Source organism: Sphingomonas sp. LaA6.9 (assembly GCF_022601895.1).
GTDB lineage: Bacteria > Pseudomonadota > Alphaproteobacteria > Sphingomonadales > Sphingomonadaceae > Sphingobium_A.
Map to the genome: position 1 here is coordinate 19,071 of NZ_JAKVIO010000039.1, position 18,124 is coordinate 37,194.

Annotated in this window: 21 protein-coding genes; 10 read left to right on the forward strand and 11 right to left on the reverse strand. The window is 64.2% G+C overall.

The annotated features are described in order from the left end of the window. Positions 1-2: 2 nt before the first annotated feature. From MKI88_RS16885 to MKI88_RS16895, 3 genes are read right to left on the reverse strand one after another with little or no spacing between them, the layout of a single operon-like run. On the reverse strand, positions 3-491 hold the full coding sequence (locus MKI88_RS16885) for a DUF3237 domain-containing protein (RefSeq protein ID WP_241632716.1): 489 nt from the start codon (positions 489-491) through the stop codon (positions 3-5). Next, the gene (locus MKI88_RS16890) at positions 478-1,584 is read right to left on the reverse strand and encodes a nitronate monooxygenase family protein (RefSeq protein WP_241632718.1); all 1,107 of its coding nucleotides are present in this window, start codon (positions 1,582-1,584) and stop codon (positions 478-480) included. The genes MKI88_RS16885 and MKI88_RS16890 overlap by 14 nt, the downstream gene beginning before the upstream one ends. 37 nt (positions 1,585-1,621) lie before the next feature. Continuing rightward, entirely contained in the window at positions 1,622-2,299 is a 678-nt protein-coding gene (locus MKI88_RS16895) for a type 1 glutamine amidotransferase domain-containing protein (protein ID WP_241632720.1), read from the reverse strand. A 130-nt stretch (positions 2,300-2,429) separates the two neighbouring features. On the opposite strand from MKI88_RS16895, the gene MKI88_RS16900 reads away from it, so the two are divergent. The 9 genes from MKI88_RS16900 (at position 2,430) to fabI (ending at position 11,939) form a co-directional block, all read left to right on the forward strand. Beyond that, positions 2,430-3,362, forward strand: a complete 933-nt coding sequence (locus MKI88_RS16900; RefSeq protein ID WP_241632721.1) for a LysR family transcriptional regulator — start codon at positions 2,430-2,432, stop codon at positions 3,360-3,362. A 142-nt stretch (positions 3,363-3,504) separates the two neighbouring features. After that, positions 3,505-4,218: an SDR family NAD(P)-dependent oxidoreductase gene (locus tag MKI88_RS16905; RefSeq protein ID WP_241632723.1), complete on the forward strand. Its 714-nt coding sequence runs from the start codon at positions 3,505-3,507 to the stop codon at positions 4,216-4,218. Between the two features lie 46 nt (positions 4,219-4,264). Beyond that, positions 4,265-4,504 carry a 4-oxalocrotonate tautomerase family protein gene (locus tag MKI88_RS16910; RefSeq protein ID WP_241632726.1) on the forward strand — a complete coding sequence of 80 codons (240 nt, stop codon included), beginning with the start codon at positions 4,265-4,267 and terminating at the stop codon, positions 4,502-4,504. A gap of 156 nt (positions 4,505-4,660) precedes the next feature. After that, complete coding sequence (locus MKI88_RS16915) at positions 4,661-5,365, forward strand: TIGR02117 family protein (protein ID WP_241632727.1); 705 nt, start codon at positions 4,661-4,663, stop codon at positions 5,363-5,365. An 88-nt stretch (positions 5,366-5,453) separates the two neighbouring features. After that, a complete protein-coding gene (locus MKI88_RS16920) occupies positions 5,454-6,782 on the forward strand; it encodes an aminotransferase class V-fold PLP-dependent enzyme (RefSeq protein ID WP_241632728.1) in 1,329 nt (442 codons plus the stop codon). Between the two features lie 189 nt (positions 6,783-6,971). After that, a complete protein-coding gene (locus MKI88_RS16925; protein WP_241632730.1) occupies positions 6,972-7,172 on the forward strand; it encodes a hypothetical protein in 201 nt (66 codons plus the stop codon). Next, positions 7,172-8,587 (forward strand): FAD/NAD(P)-binding protein, encoded by a 1,416-nt coding sequence (locus tag MKI88_RS16930; RefSeq protein ID WP_241632732.1) that lies wholly within the window; start codon positions 7,172-7,174, stop codon positions 8,585-8,587. Before MKI88_RS16925 ends, MKI88_RS16930 begins: the two co-directional genes overlap by 1 nt. Before the next feature lie 329 nt (positions 8,588-8,916). Next, positions 8,917-11,127, forward strand: coding sequence for a DUF3141 domain-containing protein (locus MKI88_RS16935; RefSeq protein WP_241632733.1), 2,211 nt, complete (start codon positions 8,917-8,919; stop codon positions 11,125-11,127). A gap of 26 nt (positions 11,128-11,153) precedes the next feature. Further along, the gene (gene fabI, locus MKI88_RS16940; protein ID WP_241632735.1) at positions 11,154-11,939 is read left to right on the forward strand and encodes an enoyl-ACP reductase FabI; all 786 of its coding nucleotides are present in this window, start codon (positions 11,154-11,156) and stop codon (positions 11,937-11,939) included. Positions 11,940-11,987: 48 nt separating this feature from the next. Here fabI and MKI88_RS16945 read toward each other — a convergent pair whose 3' ends face one another. The 5 genes from MKI88_RS16945 to MKI88_RS16965 all read right to left on the reverse strand — a co-directional run bounded on the left by MKI88_RS16945 (position 11,988) and on the right by MKI88_RS16965 (position 15,525). Next, positions 11,988-12,548, reverse strand: a complete 561-nt coding sequence (locus MKI88_RS16945; protein ID WP_241632736.1) for a nuclear transport factor 2 family protein — start codon at positions 12,546-12,548, stop codon at positions 11,988-11,990. Between the two features lie 26 nt (positions 12,549-12,574). Next, a complete protein-coding gene (locus MKI88_RS16950) occupies positions 12,575-13,435 on the reverse strand; it encodes an SDR family NAD(P)-dependent oxidoreductase (RefSeq protein WP_241632737.1) in 861 nt (286 codons plus the stop codon). Between the two features lie 49 nt (positions 13,436-13,484). Further along, positions 13,485-14,300, reverse strand: a complete 816-nt coding sequence (locus MKI88_RS16955) for a TauD/TfdA family dioxygenase (RefSeq protein WP_241632738.1) — start codon at positions 14,298-14,300, stop codon at positions 13,485-13,487. Between the two features lie 128 nt (positions 14,301-14,428). Further along, on the reverse strand, positions 14,429-15,082 hold the full coding sequence (locus MKI88_RS16960) for a TetR/AcrR family transcriptional regulator (RefSeq protein ID WP_241632739.1): 654 nt from the start codon (positions 15,080-15,082) through the stop codon (positions 14,429-14,431). Between the two features lie 104 nt (positions 15,083-15,186). After that, on the reverse strand, positions 15,187-15,525 hold the full coding sequence (locus MKI88_RS16965; protein WP_407073376.1) for a winged helix-turn-helix transcriptional regulator: 339 nt from the start codon (positions 15,523-15,525) through the stop codon (positions 15,187-15,189). Positions 15,526-15,659: 134 nt separating this feature from the next. Here MKI88_RS16965 and MKI88_RS16970 point away from each other — a divergent pair, with 134 nt between their 5' ends. Then, positions 15,660-16,235: an FMN-dependent NADH-azoreductase gene (locus tag MKI88_RS16970; RefSeq protein WP_241632741.1), complete on the forward strand. Its 576-nt coding sequence runs from the start codon at positions 15,660-15,662 to the stop codon at positions 16,233-16,235. Positions 16,236-16,289: 54 nt separating this feature from the next. On the opposite strand, the gene MKI88_RS16975 is transcribed toward MKI88_RS16970, so the two are convergent. From MKI88_RS16975 to MKI88_RS16985, 3 genes are all read right to left on the reverse strand, one after another. Beyond that, entirely contained in the window at positions 16,290-16,811 is a 522-nt protein-coding gene (locus tag MKI88_RS16975; protein ID WP_241632742.1) for a nuclear transport factor 2 family protein, read from the reverse strand. Positions 16,812-16,833: 22 nt separating this feature from the next. After that, the gene (locus tag MKI88_RS16980) at positions 16,834-17,247 is read right to left on the reverse strand and encodes a heme-binding protein (protein WP_241632743.1); all 414 of its coding nucleotides are present in this window, start codon (positions 17,245-17,247) and stop codon (positions 16,834-16,836) included. 67 nt (positions 17,248-17,314) lie between these two features. Continuing rightward, positions 17,315-18,124: SDR family oxidoreductase (locus MKI88_RS16985; RefSeq protein ID WP_241632744.1), on the reverse strand; the 810-nt coding region annotated here is incomplete at its 5' end.

The window sequence follows — 18,124 nt, forward strand, 5'->3', positions numbered from 1 at the left end:
GCTCACAGGATCTCGAACACGCTATAGACGGGGCCATTGGCCCGACGATGGCCGATGCCGATACTGGCGATCCGGTTGAGCCATTCATAACGCGGCGCCGAGGTCGTGAAGCCGGGGACGATTCGGAAATAATAAGATCCCGGATCGACGTCCTCGCCGCGCCCGATCCGCGCGAGGATATCGGCCGGTCCGTGGCGGATCCCGGCATAGCTCATCGCGATCAGTGCGCCATCGTCTGTGGCGAGCGTGACGCGCGCATCGAGCAGTGCGGTGCCGTCTTCACGGATCGTCTGCCAATCGGTGCCGCCGGGCAGGATTTTGCCGGACAGCCGATCCCCCGAAAACGTGCCTCCCGTCAGGTCGCTGACGCGGCGTTCCGCGCCAACGGGGCCGCCCGTTACGTGGATCGCACCAACTGCGACATTCATGACGAACAGCGGACGGCTGCGCAGCTCACGCAATTCGGCGGGGACCAGGTCAGGATTTGTCACGTCTGCCTCCTGTCTGGCGGCCGGCGCCGAGCGCCTGTTCAAGCTCGGCGCCGAGCGTTTGGACGAGGCGCGCAGCGGGCATGGCCCGCGCCAGCGGTGCGCCCTGGCCCGCCCACTGCGCACCATAGCCGAATTCGCCGCGTGTCTTGCCCGCCACGTGGAGCGCTTTTCCAAGGTCATAGGCGATCGGATAGGCTGGGACGTCGCGCGGGGGAATGTCGAGGCCCAACGCTGTGAAGCGATTGGCGAGACTGCGCGCGGGCCGGCCCGAGATCACGCGGGTCATGATCGTATGGTTGGCCGCGTCGCTGGTGAGCGCGGCGCGATAGCCCTTGTCGGCCAGACTCTCGTCGCTGGCGATGAATGCGGTGCCCAGCTGAGCGGCCGCCGCGCCGAGCATCAGCGCGGCCGCGATCCCCGCGCCATCCATGATCCCGCCGGCCGCGATCACGGGCAAGTCCAGTTCGCGGACAAGAAGCCGGGTCAGCGCCATGGTGCCGATACGATCATCGGGAGCATCGGGATCGAAGGTGCCGCGGTGCCCGCCCGCCTCCCATCCCTGTGCCACCACGGCGTGGATGCCGGCCGCAGAGATGGCACGGGCTTCAGTGAGGCTTGTCGCCGAAGCGAGCAGCACGATGCCCGCGTCACGCAGCGCACGCACCGCGGCTTCGTCGGGCAGGCCGAAATGAAAGCTGACGACCGACGGCCGTTGCTCGATCAGCAGCGCGAGCATGTCGTCATCCTCGACGAAACTGCGGTAGATTTCGGTCAGCTGCCCAGGCGGCGCGGTGTCGAGCGCCTTGAAATCGGGGCTCAACTTCGCGATCCAGGCCGCCTCTGTCGCCGGGTCGGCGATCGGCGGGCGGTGCGCGAAGACATTGACGTTGAGCGGCCCTGCCGAACGCGCCCGCACCTCCGCGATCATTGCGCGCGCGCCCGCGGCATCGGTCGCGCCGACCCCGATCGATCCAAGCGCGCCGGCCTTGCTGACCGCTGCGGCCATCGCCGGCGAGGAGACTCCCGCCATCGGCGCCTGGATGATCGGCAGGCGAATGCCGAGCAGATCAGGCAGAGAACTGCCGATGGTCATGGTGTCTCTCCTCGCGGACGAGTTTCGGCCGGTGTCTTCAGGCCTGCAGAAGCTTGAGCAGCTTCTGGGCGGCCGATGCCGATGATGCCGGGTTTTGGCCGGTGATCAACCGCCCGTCGACGATGCTGAAATCCGCCCAGTCTTCGACCTTTTCGAAATTGCCGCCCAGACGCTTCAGCTCGTCCTCGACAAGGAACGGGACGACATCGGTCAGCTGCACGGCTTCTTCCTCGCTGTTGGTGAAGCCCGTGACGCGCTTTCCCCTGACGATCGGCTGCCCCTGATAGGTGACTTTCGACAGTACCCCGGGTGCGTGGCAGACCGCCGCGACGGGCTTGCCAGCATTGTAGAACGCTTCGATGAGCGCGATCGAGTTTGTGTCGTTGACGAGATCCCACATCGGGCCGTGGCCACCGGGATAGAATACGGCATCATAGTCATCCGCGCTGGCGTCGGCGAGCTTGCCTGTATGGGCGAGCACCGCCTGCGCGGCCGGATCCTGCTTGAAACGCTCCATCGCCTCGGTCTGGTTGCCGGGCTCGTCGCTCTTGGGGTCGATCGGCGGCTGGCCGCCCTTGGGCGACACCAGCGTGACATCCACGCCCGCGTCCCTGAACACATAATAGGGGGCGGCAAATTCTTCGAGCCAGAAGCCGGTGGGCTTGCCGGTATCGCCAAGCTGATCGTGCGAGGTCAGAACCATCAGGATTTTCATTGTCAGTCTCCTTCAGTGAAGCGTTGCGCATTTCGCCCAACGCTCCGGGCTGGGTTTCTATTTACTTTCATGCGATAGTCGGGTGAATATCTGCATATCGGCATTCACTATCGCGAAAATCGGCAGGATCATGGATCGCATCGATGCAATGAAGGTCTTCGTGACCGCGCTCGACGAAGGCAGCCTGGCCGGCGCCGCGCGTCGGTTGAAGCGATCACCGACCGCGGTCAGCCGTGCGCTGGCGTTTCTGGAGGCGCATGTCGGGGTCGAATTGCTGCATCGGACGACACGTTCGATCAAGCTGAGCGAGGCGGGTGAGCGCTATGCGGCCGCCTGCCGGCGGGTGCTCGTCGATCTTGAGGAGGCCGACATGCTCGCGGCCGGCGAACGCTCGGCGCCGCGCGGCATGCTGACGATTTCAGCGCCGCCGATCAGCGGAGAGGAGGTGCTACAGCCGATCCTGGAAGATTTCCTCGATCTTTATCCGGCGGTCTCGGCGCGGCTCCTCCTGCTCGACCGCCCGGTCAACCTCGTCGATGAAGGCGTCGACATCGCGCTGCGTGTCGGCCAGCTGCCCGACTCCTCGCTCATCGCCACGCGGCTGGGCGGCAATGTCAGACGCGTCGTGGTGGCTTCCCCGCGCTATCTCGGCAATCATCCCCGCATCGACGAGCCTGCGGACCTTGCCAGGCATCAGATCGTGGCATTCACGAATTTCGGTCTCGATAGCTGGAACTTCACGCCGGCCACGGGCTCGACCATTCCCCGGACGGTCCAGTTCGCACCGAAATGCATCGTCAACACGGTGCGCGCCGCTGTTGCCTCCGCTGTCGCGGGCCGGGGCCTGACGCGGCTCTATTCCTACCATGTGGCGGAACAGGTGCGGGACGGGCGGCTGAAGATCGTCCTCGCCGATGCCGAGCACGCGCCGCTTCCCGTGCATCTGCTCTCGCCGCACGGCCGCATGTCGGTGCCCAAGGTTCGCGCCTTTGTCGATTTTGCGGCGCCGCGCCTGCGCGCGGAATTTGCCCGGATGGCGGCTGAAGCTGGCGCGCTCGGATGATTATGCCAATATTCGGTTGAGTGTTCGCCAATTTGCAGCAATTCTCGCCAATAACGGTTTACCCTAAATCGATGACACCGACGCCGAGGGCGTAGGGCGGTGCGCCGAAAGGCGACCGCTGCAATCGATCTAAGGTCATATCATGAGCACCCAGCAGAAAGTCGTCATCATCACCGGCGCGTCCCAGGGGATCGGCGCCGCACTGGTTCGCGGCTACCGCGACCGCAACTACCGCGTCATCGCCAATGCCCGCTCGATCAGGCCTAGCGCAGATGCGGACATCCTCGCCGTGCCCGGCGATGTCAGCCTGCCCGAAACCGCCGAGCGGATCGTTCGCGAGGGCCTTGATCGCTTTGGTCGCATTGACTCGCTGGTCAACAATGCCGGCGTCTTCCTCTCCAGGCCGTTCACCGAGTTCACGCAGGAGGATTATGCCCATAATATGGGGGTCAATGTCGCTGGCTTCTTTCACGTCACGCAGCGCGCCGCTGCCGAGATGCTGAAGCAGGGTTCCGGTCACATCGTCAGCATCACGACCAGTCTGGTCGACCAGCCCATCGCGGGCATGCCTGCAGCGCTGGCCTCCCTGACCAAGGGTGCGCTGAACGCGGTTACCAAATCGCTGGCGATGGAGTTTGCGCAGAGCGGCGTGCGCGTCAACGCGGTCTCGCCGGGCATCATCAAGACCCCGATGCACCCCGCCGAAACGCACGCCGCGCTGGCCGGCCTGCATCCCGTCAACCGGATGGGTGAGGTCCGTGATATTGTCGATGCCGTACTCTATCTCGAGAGCGCGTGCTTTGTGACGGGCGAAATTCTCCACGTCGATGGCGGCCAGAACGCCGGTCGCTGGTGAGCGCCGTGAAAGCTGTTCGCATAACCTTCATACAAAGGAGAATGTCATGCCTGTCGTAACGATCCAGGTAACGCGCGAGGGAACCTCGCCCGAGCGAAGCTCAGTGTCCGCTTCGGAAAAGGCTGCGCTCATCAAGGGGGTCAGTGAGTTGCTGCTGGACGTCCTCAACAAGCCGCTTGAATCGACCTATGTGGTGATCGAGGAAGTCGATCTCGACAATTGGGGCTGGGGCGGACTTCCGACGGCGGAGTATCGCCGCTTGCGGGCCGAGGCAGCAAAAACCTGAAAGTGCCGGCGTTACACCGAGCCATGCTTCAGTGAACGGGCTCGGGTGGCCTGTGGCTGATGTGGGGGAGGCCCGGTTGCGCGTCGTCCTGAAGCTGGCGGCCGACGCGTCCCCGGGCTCCCCCAATTTCGTAATTTTCTGATATTGGCCTTTCCTATGGCCGGGCATCCGCAGAGTCATTTTCGCCGCCGCTTCCGCATCATCGTGCGGGCCGTCCTCATCACTGTCGTCCTTGCCCCGCTGCTCTATTTCCTCGTCGCCTTCATCGGCGCGATCGTGCCGCGCAATGCGGACTGGCGCGAGCCCGAGGACGGCATCCAGATCTTCGTCCAGACCAATGGCGTGCATGTCGATCTCGTCCTCCCGGTCGCGGTCGAAGGCCATGATCTCTCCCGTTTGCTGCCCCCCGACCACATCGCGCGGCCCGACGTGGCGCGCGGCTGGGCTTCGATCGGATGGGGCCAGCGCGAATTCTATCTCGAGACGCCCCGCTGGTCGGATCTGACGGCGCGCAATGCGCTGCGCGCGGTCGCGGGCGGCGATGTGCTGATGCATGTCACGCATGGCGCACGGCCGGATATCGCGGCCGACACCAGACCGGTCCGCCTCGATCCCGAAGGCTATGCGAGGCTGATCGCGTTCGTGAAACGCGGCTTTGCGCAGGGGAAGGATGGCAGGCCCATACCGCTCCCCGGAACGGGCTACACCTATAATGACACATTTTACGAGGGACGCGGCCGCTACAGCGCCTTGCGCACGTCCAATCAATGGACCGCCGACGCGCTTGCGCATGCCGGGGTGAGGATCGGTATCTGGACGCCCTTTGCGCAATCAATCATGTGGCGTTTCGACGCTCGCTAGGTCGACCAAGGGTTGGAACCCACCGCGCCTCGTGCGATTATCGCGCTCTCGGCCGCATCGCGACCGCCCCTGAAAGCGAAAACGGCTCATGGGAATCGACAGGAGACAGTTTCTCGGCGGCGTCGGCGTCACCGTGGCCGCTGGCGCCTCGGCTGCCGCGCAGGTTCCGGTAACCACGCCGCAGCAACCAGTTCCGGTTCCGCTGCCCGCGCCGCAGCCTGCCGACTGGAGCCATGTTCGCCGCATGTTTCCGATCGCCTACGACCATGTAGACATGAGCGCGATGCTGCTCACCGCGCATCCCACGCCCGTCGCAGCCGCCATAAACCGCTATCGCTATGCGCTGGATACGCACCCCGTCACCTATCTCCAGCACAACAACCGCCGGCTTCAGAACGCCTCGCGCGATGCGATCGGCGCCTATCTCGGCATTGACGGGCGCAACGTCGCGCTCACCGACAGCACGACGATGGGCGTCGCACTTGTCTACCAGGGTCTGAAGCTGGTCCGCGGACAGGAGGTGCTGGTCACCGACGACAGCTATTACGTTACGCACGAATCGCTCCGTCTCGCCGCCGAGAAATCCGGCATCATCGTCCGCAGCTTTCCCTTGGCCGATCTCCTTGCCGCGCCCAGCGAGGGCGCGATCGTGGAGCGGGTAATCAGCCAGATCGGGCCGAGGACGCGCGTCCTCGCGCTCACCTGGGTGCATTCGAACACCGGGCTCAAGATGCCGGTGCGCGCGATTGTCGACGCGCTGCGCTCGGGCAGGTCGCGGAGCAGCTATGGGGTGCTCGTCTGCGTCGACGGCGTCCATGGCTTCGGCTGCGAGGATGCGACGCTTGCCAGCCTTGGCTGCGACTTCCTGATGGCAGGCTGCCACAAATGGCTCTTCGGTCCGCGCGGCACGGGCATGATCGCGGGCACCGATGCCGCCTGGCAGGCGCTCTCGCCCACCATACCGAGCTTCATCGACAGCGACGCCTATAGCCGCTGGATCCGCGACGAGCCCGCGATGTTCACCACCGCCGCAATGGCCACCCCCGGCGGCTTCAAGGCGTTCGAGCATGTCTGGGCGATTCCCGAGGCCTTCGCGATCCACTATATGGCCGGAAAGTCGCGCGTCGCCGCACGCACTGCCGAGCTCGCCTCACAGCTCAAGGAAGGGCTTGTGGCGATGCCCAACATCATACTGCAGACCCCGCGTTCGCGCGCGCTTTCGGCGGGCATCGTCGCCTTCGATGTCGCGGGGCGCTCGGCACCCGACGTGGTCGCTACGCTCCGCGCGCGTGGAATCGTCGCCTCGGTCGCGCCCTACCGTGTGGAGCATGTGCGCCTCGCGCCCTGCATCCGCAACTCGCCCGAGGAAATCGAACGCGTGCTTCAGGAACTGCGCACGATCGCCGGCGCCGCGTAGAAAGGCGTGCCATCCCCGGCCCACATTGCAGCCAACCGGAGGCAAATTTGCGCCCAAGCGGCTGGCCACATCGCCGCCTATAAAATATGTTGACTTAAAGAGTAGAGAATGAGTCGGTAAAGGCGTGTTGCTGGCGGCCGACCAGACTCAGGGCGGGACAAGCCAGTCAGGCAGGACAAGGAGGTGGCGATGGAACGTAAGGCCAAGGACTTCCTGATCGCATGCTGGAAGGCGGAGCTTCGCGCAGCCGAGCGGGCGGTCAATCGCGTCGCTGAACTGGCGCATCGGGCGATGGCGGCGCGCTACGCCCGGATGGCCGCGGAGCAATATGCACTCGCCGATCCGCGCCTCTGCCCCCAGCGTCTGGTTGCCCGGTCCGTTCGGGGCTGATGCTCGCCGACATAGGATTACGTGAGGATAGCGCGGGGCCGCAATCGCAGCCCCCGCGCGCCTGCGAAAGCGTTGTCATAATCGGCGGCGGGTTCAGTGGCACGCTGCAGGCGATCAACCTGCTGCGCCATGACGGCCCCCGCGCGATCCTGGTCGAGCGTCGCGGAGCGCAGCTTGCGCGCGGCGTCGCGTACAGCGCCGCGCACCCCTCGCACCTGCTCAACGTCCGCGCGGGCAGCATGAGCGCCTTTCCCGACGATCCCGACCATTTCGTGCGCTGGCTGGCGCATGAGGGTGGCGGAACGGCGCGCAGCTTCGTGCCGCGTAACACCTATGGGCGTTACCTCGCCAGCCTGCTCGATTCTGCGCGGCGGGCATCGGGGAATCGGCTGACGGTCGTGGAAGACGAGGCGGTGGATGTTACACCTGGGCAAAGCAGCGTCAGCGTCAGGCTCGCAAATGGTGCCGAGCTTTCGGCGAACGCCGCCGTGCTCGCACTCGGCAACCTCCCTCCGCATCCTCCGCCGGGCCTCGATACGGCACGGCTGCCGCCGGGGTGCTATGCTGCCGATCCTTGGGCGGCGGATATCGTCGAAGGGCTCGGTGACGACGATGAGGTGCTGCTGCTGGGGACGGGGCTGACCGCAATAGATGCTGCGTTGCTGCTCGATGCGCGCGGCTTTCGCGGTCGCATTCTCGCGCTTTCGCGTCGTGGACTTTGCCCGCGATCGCACCACGACGCGCCGCCTGCGATATCGCCGCTGTCGGATCGCCCGCCTGCCGAGCTCTCCGATCTGGTGCGCTTCGTCCGCTTGCAGGCCGACATGCACGGCTGGCGCGATGCGGTCGATGCGCTGCGGCCGATGACGCAGATGATGTGGAGCGCAGCACCCGACATGACCCGCCGTCGCTTCCTCCGCCATCTGCGCCCCTGGTGGGACGTGCATCGCCATCGCCTGGCGCCTGAAGTCGCGGCACGGATCGCTGCGCTGCAGGTCGAAGGTCGGCTGCGCTTCGCCGCGGGCAAGATCGCGCGCGTGGATCGCGTGGGCGGGCATGCCGAAATTGCATGGCAACCGCGAGGAGAAACCTGCCTCATCTCGTCGCGATTTCAACGCGTGGTCAACTGCACGGGGCCACAGGGCGACCTGCTGAGGACCGATCAGCCGCTGCTCCATAACCTGCTCCTGAGGCGGCGCATTCGTCCCGATTTGCTGCGCCTCGGGCTCGACATCGATGCGCAGTCGCGCGTGATTGCGGCCAACGGCACGGCCTGGGACTCGCTCTACGCGATCGGACCGATGACGCGTGGCGGATTGTGGGAGATTGTCGCGGTGCCCGATCTCAGACGCCAGACCTGGAGCCTCGCGCGCCGGCTGGCCAATGCGCATTGGGTGGGCGGCGAAGGCCTGTGAAGCGCACCATGCCCAATCGTTAGACGACCGTACGCGCGGCGAGGGCTTCCATGCAGGGCCCACGCTCCGATATTGCCCGAAAGGGGCGGTGGCATATCCGTAGTTGCCGCGATACGTGTCTTGGCCGCGATGCCGGGCTTGTCATATAACGGATATATTCGTCGACTAATTTGGTCGATCTGGGAGGCGGCGTCAGTAGTGTTCGCGTGGGGCACATCTGTACGCTGGGCGGGCAATTCCGGGGCTCCTTGCCTTTATGTAGGGCAAGGACGGCGGTCTCGACGATGCGGTCATGCGTATCGGGCGAGGCGTTGGAAGGAGTCGGTATTGTGCCCGATCGCGCGGACGTCCCCACCGTACCCACATTTGAAGATGCGCTCGCCTACGCGGCGGATGCCTGGCAGCGGTCGATCCTCTTTCTTGACGTCATGCGGCGGCGCGGTCAGCAATATGAAGAGCAGGCGGCGCGCAGCGCGCCACATGTGCTCGACTATGAAGCCGAGCTCATCTGCGACGGCCGCAGCCTCGAGCGCCCGGTGAACTATGGACTGGTGCGGATCGAGCCGCCCGCAGGCGTCGTGATCGATCCGCTCATGCGGCCCTTTGTCGTCGTGGACCCGCGCGCGGGTCACGGTCCCGGCATTGGCGGCTTCAAGGCCGACAGCGAGATCGGGGTTGCGATGAAGGCAGGACATCCGTGCTATTTCATCGGCTTCCTGCCCGAACCCGTACCCGGCCAGACGATCGAGGATATCGCGCGCGCCGAGGCGGTGTTCCTCGAAACCGTGATCGCACGCCATCCGGATGCCAGTGGGAAGCCCTGCGTCATCGGGAATTGTCAGGCGGGCTGGGCGGTGATGATGCTGGCTTCGCTGAGGCCCGAACTGTTCGGCCCGATCATCATTGCGGGCGCGCCGCTTTCCTACTGGGCGGGCGTGCACGGGCAATATCCGATGCGTTATTCGGGCGGGCTGCTCGGCGGCAGCTGGCTCACGGCGTTGACCGGCGATCTGGGCGCGGGAAAATTCGATGGCGCCTGGCTGGTGCAGAATTTCGAAAACCAGAACCCTGCCAATACCTTGTGGACCAAGCAGTATAATCTCTATTCCAAGGTCGACACCGAAGCCGAGCGCTATCTCGGATTCGAACGCTGGTGGGGTGGGCACGTCACGCTCAATGCCGAGGAAATGCAGTTCATCGTCGACGAGCTCTTCGTCGGCAACAGGCTTTCCTCAGGCGAGATCCGCACGTCCGATGGCGTGGCGGTCGACCTTCGGGCCATCCGCTCGCCGATCGTCGTCTTCTGTTCGAAGGGCGACAACATCACGCCACCCCAGCAGGCGCTGGACTGGATCCTCGATCTCTATGACAGCGTCGATGAAATCCGCTCGCTCGGCCAGACCATTGTCTACGCGATCCACGAGGATGTCGGCCATCTGGGAATCTTCGTGTCGGGTGGCGTGGCGCGCAAGGAGCATGACGAGTTTGCGTCGAACATCGAACTGATCGATCTGCTGCCGCCGGGGCTTTATGAGGCGATCCTCGAGCCCATGGGCGAGGCCGTGACGCATCCCGAACTCGTGACGGGCCAATGGATCATGCGGTGCGAAAGTCGCACCCTCGACGATATCCGCGCGCTCGGCGGCAATGACATTCAGGACGAGCGTAGCTTCGCTGCCGCAGCGCGTCTGTCCGAGATGAACCTCGCGCTCTATCGCGCCTTTGCCCAGCCTGCGGTCAGGGCCACGGTGAAGCCTCTGCTGGCCGAGGCGATGGCGCGGCTTCATCCGCTTCGGCTGTCATATGAATTATTCGGCAAGTCCAATCCGTTCATGGCCTGGGTCGCGAGCGCTGCCGAGAAGGTTCGCGAAGATCGGCAGGAGGCAGACCCCGAAAACAGGTTCATAGCGCTTCAGGAACAGATGTCCGATCAGATCGTGAGCGCGCTGGATGGCTGGCGGCAAATGTCTGAAAAGCTCGCGGAAGACACCTTCCAGATGATCTATGGGGCGCCAGCCGTGCAGGCCGCGCTCGGTGTCGATCCGACATCCGACCGGCCGCCGCGCAAGGCCGCCAAGAGCTTGCTGACGAGCGCTCTGGTAGAGGCACGGACCGCGGCCCTGAAGGAAAGGATCGCGCAAGGCGGACTGCTGGAAGGCCTTGTGCGGTCGATGCTGTACGTCGGCATCGCGAAGGGTGGTGCCGATGAGCGCGGCTTCGCGGCGATCCGCAAGCTGCGGGCCGAGCATCCCGATGCCAATTCGCTGCAGCTGGCCGAATTCAAGGCAATGATTCGGGAACAATATTATATCCTGCTCATCGACGAGGCGGCGGCGGTTGCCGCGATCCCGGCGCTGCTACCGAAGAATGTCGAAGAACGCCGCGCCGCCTTCGAAGCGCTGAAGGGCGTGCTGGAAGCATCCGCGACGTTGAGTGGTGATGCGGCCGAACGGCTCGCGCGCGTGGCCGAGCTTTTCGATCTCGGAAAAGCCGCGCCCCGGCCGGTCGCCAGCCGCGGCCCGCTTGCGAGGGCTTCCTGAAACTGCATCATACGGGAGAAGCGACCATGTCCATTCCGGCCGCCACTGCGCAGCTTCTCAAAGGCCGGAAAGGCCTGGTGGTCGGCGTGGCAAACGACCAGTCGATAGCCTGGGGGTGTGCCCGCGCCTTTCGTGCCTTCGGGGCCGAGCTTGCGATCACCTATCTCAACGACAAGGCCAGGCCCCATGTCGAGCCGCTGGCGACCGAGCTGGAGGCGCCGATCTTCATGCCGATGGACATGATGGTCCCCGGCCAGCTTGAGGCGGTGTTCGATCGTATCGCTGAAACCTGGGGCGAACTCGATTTCCTCGTCCACTCCATCGCCTTTTCGCCCAAGGATACGCTGGGCGGCCGCGTCGTCGACGTGCCGCGCGAGGGCTTCCTGAAAACCATGGACATTTCCTGCTGGTCCTTCATCCGGATGGCGCAGCTCGCGGAGCCGTTGATGACGCGCGGTGGCACGCTGTTCACGATGACATTCTACGGCTCGCAGCAGGTCGTCGAAAACTACAACATCATGGGCGTGGCGAAGGCCGCGCTCGAATGCACCGTCCGCTATCTGGCCGCGGAACTCGGCCCAAAGGGGATACGCGTGCACGCCATATCGCCCGGCGCGCTCGCGACCCGCGCGGCCTCGGGCATCCCCGAATTCGATGCGCTGCTGGAAAAGAGCAGGACCAAGGCGCCGGCCCGCGAACTCGTCAGCATCGACGATGTCGGCGCGGCCACCGCCTTCCTCGCGCATGACGCGGCACGCCTGATCACCGGGCAGGTCCTCTATGTCGACGGCGGCTATCACATCGTCGACTAAAGCCGGGTTGTGTAGTTCTGCCCGCAGGGCTGGACCGGGACTATCGGCTCACCACCGCTCGACCGGCGCGTCGAGCGACAGGGGGCGCTGGTATGAGACGTCGCGCTTGTCGCGCGTCCCCTTGGTATAGCCCTGCTCGACGAATTTCGGATGCTGGAGGATCGAAGCGTCCCCTGCGAGCAGCGTATCGACGGTCGACCGCCGCAGCGCGATCCTCCATTCGCCATCGCGGCGTTCGACCCGGTCAACATAGCGGCCGTTGATGATGCGCGCGGTCTTTCCGCCGCGATCCAGCAGCGACACTATCACATAGCTTTCGCAATGCGCGACATCGCCGTCGATCTCGCAAAGATGCGTTGTGATATTGTGGAGATGCTGTTCCGAGCCTGCCGCGTGGACGGCGTTGGACCATTCGGCATATCGGGGGCCGGGATTGATGGCATGGCCATGTTCGTCCACGCCATCCTCGTGATAGGTGCTGGTCAGCAGCTCGATATCGTGGCGATCATGGCCACGGGCATGGCGTGCGATCAGGTCCTGGATTGCCAGCCTGTCCTTCAGATAGGCTACGTCACGGCGCAGCTGCTCCAGTTCATTGGCGTCCATCATCGAGCCTCCTTGCGGTGAATGCGTGATCAGCGGAGCACGACCGGATACTGGATCCGTGGCGCCACCTTGTGCGTCTCGCGACAGGACCGCGGCTGCCGCCCGTCGGCGTCGGTCAGCCGGTATCGGTCCGCCATCTCGGCGCCGATCACGGTCATCCCGCTCAGGTCGATGAGCGCGGGATCATTGTAGAGCGCCCAGATGACATGGCCCGTGAACTCGGGCGTTTCGGCTGCGGCCTCCAGGTTCTTGAACTTCACCGGATCGGACGCGATGACCATGCGCAGCCGGTCTGTCAGCAACGCGCCCATCCAGATCGACATGGCGGCGACGTTGAAGGGCTTCAGATCCACCGCCATGTCGGCCGCGAACTTGTCCATCCCAGCCTTGTGCGCGCCATAAGCGGGGCCGAACGAGTAGTGCACCGCACCCGAGGCCGAAGTGAAGACGATGAGACCGTGCTGCCGTGCGACCATCAGCGGGGCGGCGTGGTAGCTCGCGACATAGCCACTGCGCAGCCCGACATCGAGCATGTCGACGATACCGAGCGGCTTTTCCCAGAAGTTGCCGGGCGCGGTCAGCTCGTCGTGCAGCGCGCAGGCGTTGTTGACGAGAATATCGAGCCTGCCCTGTTCGTGTTCCACCTGCGCGAACAGCGCCTGCACCTGCGCATCATCGCTATGATCGACTCGCACCGCGATGCCTTGCCCGCCCGCCGCGGTCACGGCCTGCGCGGTCTCATGGATCGTGCCCGGTAGCGGATGCTCGCCCGTCCGCTCCGATCGTCCCGTGACATAGACCGTGCAGCCATGGCTTCCGAGCGCAATCGCAATGCCGCGCCCTGCGCCGCGGCTGGCGCCGGTAACTACCGCGACGGGTCTGCTATCCATCGATTTTCTCCGGTTGGTCCGAACATGAGAGGAGAAGCCGCCGCGAAGATCAGGCGAAGGGTTCCTCGCCCGCCAGCGTCGTGCGGTGCATCATCCGTCCGCTGTCCATCGCATAAGGAAGTGCGCGGTGCATCGTGCCGGTATTGTCCCAGATCACGAGATCGCCGAGCGTCCATTCGTGCCGATAGACGAACCGGGGCTGCGTCGCATAATCGCGCAGGCGCGTCAGCAGCGCCCAGCCGTCGCGCAGGTCCATTCCCTCGACGTGTGAGGCCGTCGACCCGAGCACGAGAGATTTCCGGCCCGAACGATGCGTCCAGACCAGCGGCAGCGTATTGGGTTTGAACTGCTGCCATGTCTGGAGCAGCTCATAGCTGGGTTCGGGATTCACATAGCGCTGCGAGACCTCGAACATGTGGACGACCTTCAGCGTTTCGAGCGCCTTTTTCTCGGAGTCAGGCAGGTCATCACAGGCAGCATAGGTGTTTGAAAACTCCGTCTGCCCGCCGGTGTCCGAAAGCCGCCGGCTGCTCATCAGCGAAGCGAAGATTGGGACATCGCCCATGGTCCCGTCGATATGCCAGTAAAAGGCGCCCTTGATATATTCGGCGACCGGATTTTCCGTCGGATCCATCGTGATCTTGAAGGCCTTTTCTTCGACGATCGTACCGATGGTCTTGGTAAAGGCGATCTGCTGGTCGTCGCTCAGATTGATCCCGCGGATCGCGACAACCCCGCACTCTTCCAGCAGCGCCCGGATCTGCGTCGAGCAGGCGCCGCTCAGCAACGTCTCGGCATCGGTCACAATCTCACTGCCGATGCGCGGCGCCAGATCGCGGATCTCGTACTTCTCGGAAACTGGCATGAGCTCTCTCCGGCATGGTCGCATCTCGCCAGACGATTGCTGCTGTTCAGCGAGGCCATGGCTGATGCGTCAATTATGCTAAGCATGTGCTTAGCGCTAAGCGCATCAATGAGGCAAGCGGATTCCGGCTAGGGCGTCGTCGGGCCCGATCTATCGTCACCGCGTTGCTTGAGCCGGGTGAAGAGCCATGCAAGAAATTCCCTTGTGTCCGCATGGCCGCCGAAAATGCCGACACCTTCCTCCATCACCAGCACGCGTGCGATACCCGCCAGCAGAACGGTGGCCGCAGCCGGCGTGCAAGGTCCCAGATCAAACCTTCCGTCGCTGATCCCGCGCTCCAGCGCATTGGCCTGGATGGTGCGGATTTCCTCGGCATAGCGCGCAATTTCCGCGCGGATCGATTTCCGGTGATTGGCGAGGGCCATGAACTCCATCGCCAGCGCCGTGCGGCTTGGATCAGTACTGAGCGCCCAAAGCGCATCCCATGGCTCGTCGGATTCGGCGGCTTCCCTGTGTCGCTCAAGGCTTTGCTCCGCGCCGCGCCGGTAGGCCGCGACAAGCAGATCATCGGTGGTCGGGAAATAATAATGGACAAGCGACGCGTTCAGGCCGGCCTTGCTCGCCACCTTCCTGCCGCTGACCGCTGCGTACCCCTCCTCGACGAGGAGCTCGAGCGTCGCATCCAGCAACTGGGCGCGCGTCGCGGGCTTTTCGGTGCCAAATCGCCGTCCGGCAGCGGCTTTCGTTGCCTTGTCGTCCGAACGGGTCTCACGGCTTCTCAATAGCGTGCTCCAGATCCATGGGGAAACCGCCTGTTCGCAAGTTTCCTCGCCGGGCCGTGCCCAAAATCGACCCAATCGGGATATGTCCGACGGACAATCTGCGATCAATGCCCCTGCGTTGCATCCGCCATGTCGTACCGCGCCCGGTGGTCGTCGATCTCCGCCAAATGATCCGAAATCCAGCCTCCCAACTGCATTCCCCGGTCGGCGAGCGAATGACCCAGTGGTGTCAGGCCATACTCCACCTGCGGCGGGACGCTGGGATGGACGGTGCGCGTGAGCATGCCGTCGCGTTCGAGCGTCTTGAGCGTGCGGGTGAGCATCTGCTGGGAAATGCCGTCGACCGCGCGACGCAGCTGGTTGAAGCGCAGCGGTTGCGCATGCAGCGTCACGACCACGCGCAAGGTCCATCGGTCGCCGATCCGGCCGAGCAGTTCGTTCACCTTCAGGCATTCGCGAGGCGAATGCCCCGGCGCGGTCAATTCCATATGACTAGACCTCAAAAATATGCGTTCTTGGCCGGTTTGGACCGACTTCATAGCTAGTGCGGACCAGCAATTTGATCCGGACACCATAGATGAACCTTCTTCACATCGATTCAAGCATCCAGGCCGACGGATCGGCCAGCCGGATGATCAGCGCGGCCGCCGTGGAGCGCCTCAAGGCAGCTCATCCGGACATCAACGTCACCTATCGCGACCTTGCGGCCGAGCCGCTTGCGCACATCACGCTTGAGGGCCTTTCGTCCGCGCACGCGCAAGGCGTGCTCGACGAGTTCCTCAACGCTGATATCGTGGTGATCGGCGTGCCGATGTACAATTTTGGCATTCCCAGCCAGCTCAAGGCATGGATCGACCATATCGCCATTGCAGGAAAAACGTTCAGCTATGGGCCCGAAGGCGTCATGGGGCTTGCCGGCGGCAAGCGCGTGACGGTCGCGCTGTCGCGCGGCGGGCTTTATGGCGAAGGCAGCCCGGCGGCGAGCATCGAGCATGCCGAAACCTATCTGAAGGCGGTGCTTGGCTTCATCGGGCTTGGCGACGCCGAGTTCATCGTGGCCGAGGGGCTCGCGCTTGGCAGCGAGCAGCGCGAAGCCGCGCTGGCGGGCGCCTTCGCACAGCTCGACGAACGGCTGCTTCAGCCGGCTGGATGATAGAAAATGCCGGCACTCGCGTACGCAGGTGCCGGTATTTTTTGTTTCACGCGATCAGGGCCTGGGCGCTTCGGGCTTCACCCGGGTCCAGAAATCGTTGAACGCGACGCTGTCGAAGAAGGCATTCGCCCTGACGATCCTGCCATCGCGCATCTCGAGGAACCACGCATAGGTGTTGGCGTAGGTTTTGCCGTCGCGCGCGGTGCCGCGGGCATCGAAGAGGGCGATCACGGTATCGCCTTCGGCGTAGAGTTTCCGCATCTGCGGGACGAGCCGGGTACGCATGCGTGCATTGAACGGACGAATGACCTCGCTCATGAATGCCTCGCGACCGGGATAGGTCTTTGACGCCGCGGAGTTGCCCGTGATCGTCCATTCGGCATCTTCGGCAAGCAGGTCATAGGGGCTTCCCGTGCCGTTGCGCCACGCCTCGAAGCTGTTCTGGACCAGCGCGCGATTGCGCTCTTCCGCGACTGGCGATGTCTCCTGAGCCGGGGCGACCTGCGTGAGCAGCATCGTTGCGGCGCCTCCAGCGGCAAGGCCGAACAGCCGGAAGCGTGACGTGATGATATCCATGATCCGGTTCCTTTTTCCTGAGTCAGAGAAGCTGCACTTCGGCGGCGGCGGCTGCGGCCTGCGCGACTTCGAAATCCTGTGCAACCGCGCCGCCCGAGACGCCGACCGCACCGATCAGCCGGCCGTCCGCGTCATGGACCGGGATCCCGCCCGCGAAGACGATCAGCCCGCCATTGGTGCGGTCGAACCCCGGCGACGTGCCGCCCGGCTTGACGAAATCGTAGAGCGCTTCGGTGTTGAAGCCGAAGAGCGCCGCGGTGCGCGCCTTGTTCATCGCGATGTCGGCTGATCCGAGGAAAGCGCCGTCCATGCGGACGAAGGCCTTCATGTTCGCGCCATCGTCATAGACCGCGATGTTCATCGGAACCCCGATCGCGTCGGCCGTTTTGCGGGCGGCGGCGATGGCGGCGTCGGCCTGGGCCTGGGTGATGCTCATGGCAATTTCTTTCGAAGGAAGGACCGGCCGCGGAAGGGGAGGCCGCGGCCGGTCAGGGGGAGGGGCTTCAGATCCGGTTTTCCCAGGCTTCGAGCTGGTGCTGCTTCAGCATGTCCTCGATGGCCTTGGGCATGACGTTGCGGAACTTGCCTTCGTCGGCGGGGACGACCTCGATCATGCGGTCGATCATCTCCTGCGGGTCCATCTTGCCCTCGGGGGTGGCGAAGAAGTCGTCGAAGCCCTTGCGCAGGTCGGCGCGCTTCGTGAAGTTCACCTCGTCGTCGAGCCAGCGGAAGGGGTTGTCCGCCATCGTCTCGTTATATCCGGTGTAGTAAGCGCCCGGATTGATGGTCTGGACCTTGACGCCATAGCTCGCCAGTTCCTGCTGCATCGCTTCGGCAAAGGCTTCGAGCGCATGCTTGGTCGACACATAGGTGCCCCAGTTCGCGGGGGTGAACAGCCCGCCCATCGACGAGGTGAAGACGACCTTCTTGCCCTTGGCCTTGCCTTCGCGGACCCAGCGCTGGACGATGCCCTGCGTCAGCTGGAGCGGCAGGAAGACGTTGATTTCATAGTTCTTGCGGACCAGGTCGAGCGGAATTTCCCAGACCGGGCCCGCTTCGCCCATGCCGGCATTGTTCCACAGGATGTCGATGTCCCACTTCTGGGCCTGTTTGATGTCATAGGGGTCGGTGAGGTCGAGGCGTTCGACGCGGATCTTGTCGTTGAGGCCGAGCGCTTCGACTTCCTCGCGCAGCGGGGTCACCTGCGAGGAAACCTGCACGGTAGCGATGATGTTGTGCCCGTTGCGGGCCATCCCGATAGCTGCGCCCTTGCCGAAGCCGCCAGCAGCACCCGTGATGAGGATCGTCTTGGT

Excerpts from the sequence above, each read along its gene's own strand:
- MKI88_RS16890 (WP_241632718.1), bottom strand. The coding sequence starts at position 1,584 with ATGACCATCGGCAGTTCTCTGCCTGATCTGCTCGGCATTCGCCTGCCG.
- MKI88_RS16895 (WP_241632720.1), bottom strand. The coding sequence starts at position 2,299 with ATGAAAATCCTGATGGTTCTGACCTCGCACGATCAGCTTGGCGATACC.
- MKI88_RS16900 (WP_241632721.1), top strand. The coding sequence starts at position 2,430 with ATGGATCGCATCGATGCAATGAAGGTCTTCGTGACCGCGCTCGACGAA.
- MKI88_RS16905 (WP_241632723.1), top strand. The coding sequence starts at position 3,505 with ATGAGCACCCAGCAGAAAGTCGTCATCATCACCGGCGCGTCCCAGGGG.
- MKI88_RS16910 (WP_241632726.1), top strand. The coding sequence starts at position 4,265 with ATGCCTGTCGTAACGATCCAGGTAACGCGCGAGGGAACCTCGCCCGAG.
- MKI88_RS16915 (WP_241632727.1), top strand. The coding sequence starts at position 4,661 with ATGGCCGGGCATCCGCAGAGTCATTTTCGCCGCCGCTTCCGCATCATC.
- MKI88_RS16920 (WP_241632728.1), top strand. The coding sequence starts at position 5,454 with ATGGGAATCGACAGGAGACAGTTTCTCGGCGGCGTCGGCGTCACCGTG.
- MKI88_RS16925 (WP_241632730.1), top strand. The coding sequence starts at position 6,972 with ATGGAACGTAAGGCCAAGGACTTCCTGATCGCATGCTGGAAGGCGGAG.
- MKI88_RS16930 (WP_241632732.1), top strand. The coding sequence starts at position 7,172 with ATGCTCGCCGACATAGGATTACGTGAGGATAGCGCGGGGCCGCAATCG.
- fabI (WP_241632735.1), top strand. The coding sequence starts at position 11,154 with ATGTCCATTCCGGCCGCCACTGCGCAGCTTCTCAAAGGCCGGAAAGGC.
- MKI88_RS16945 (WP_241632736.1), bottom strand. The coding sequence starts at position 12,548 with ATGATGGACGCCAATGAACTGGAGCAGCTGCGCCGTGACGTAGCCTAT.
- MKI88_RS16950 (WP_241632737.1), bottom strand. The coding sequence starts at position 13,435 with ATGGATAGCAGACCCGTCGCGGTAGTTACCGGCGCCAGCCGCGGCGCA.
- MKI88_RS16955 (WP_241632738.1), bottom strand. The coding sequence starts at position 14,300 with ATGCCAGTTTCCGAGAAGTACGAGATCCGCGATCTGGCGCCGCGCATC.
- MKI88_RS16970 (WP_241632741.1), top strand. The coding sequence starts at position 15,660 with ATGAACCTTCTTCACATCGATTCAAGCATCCAGGCCGACGGATCGGCC.
- MKI88_RS16975 (WP_241632742.1), bottom strand. The coding sequence starts at position 16,811 with ATGGATATCATCACGTCACGCTTCCGGCTGTTCGGCCTTGCCGCTGGA.
- MKI88_RS16980 (WP_241632743.1), bottom strand. The coding sequence starts at position 17,247 with ATGAGCATCACCCAGGCCCAGGCCGACGCCGCCATCGCCGCCGCCCGC.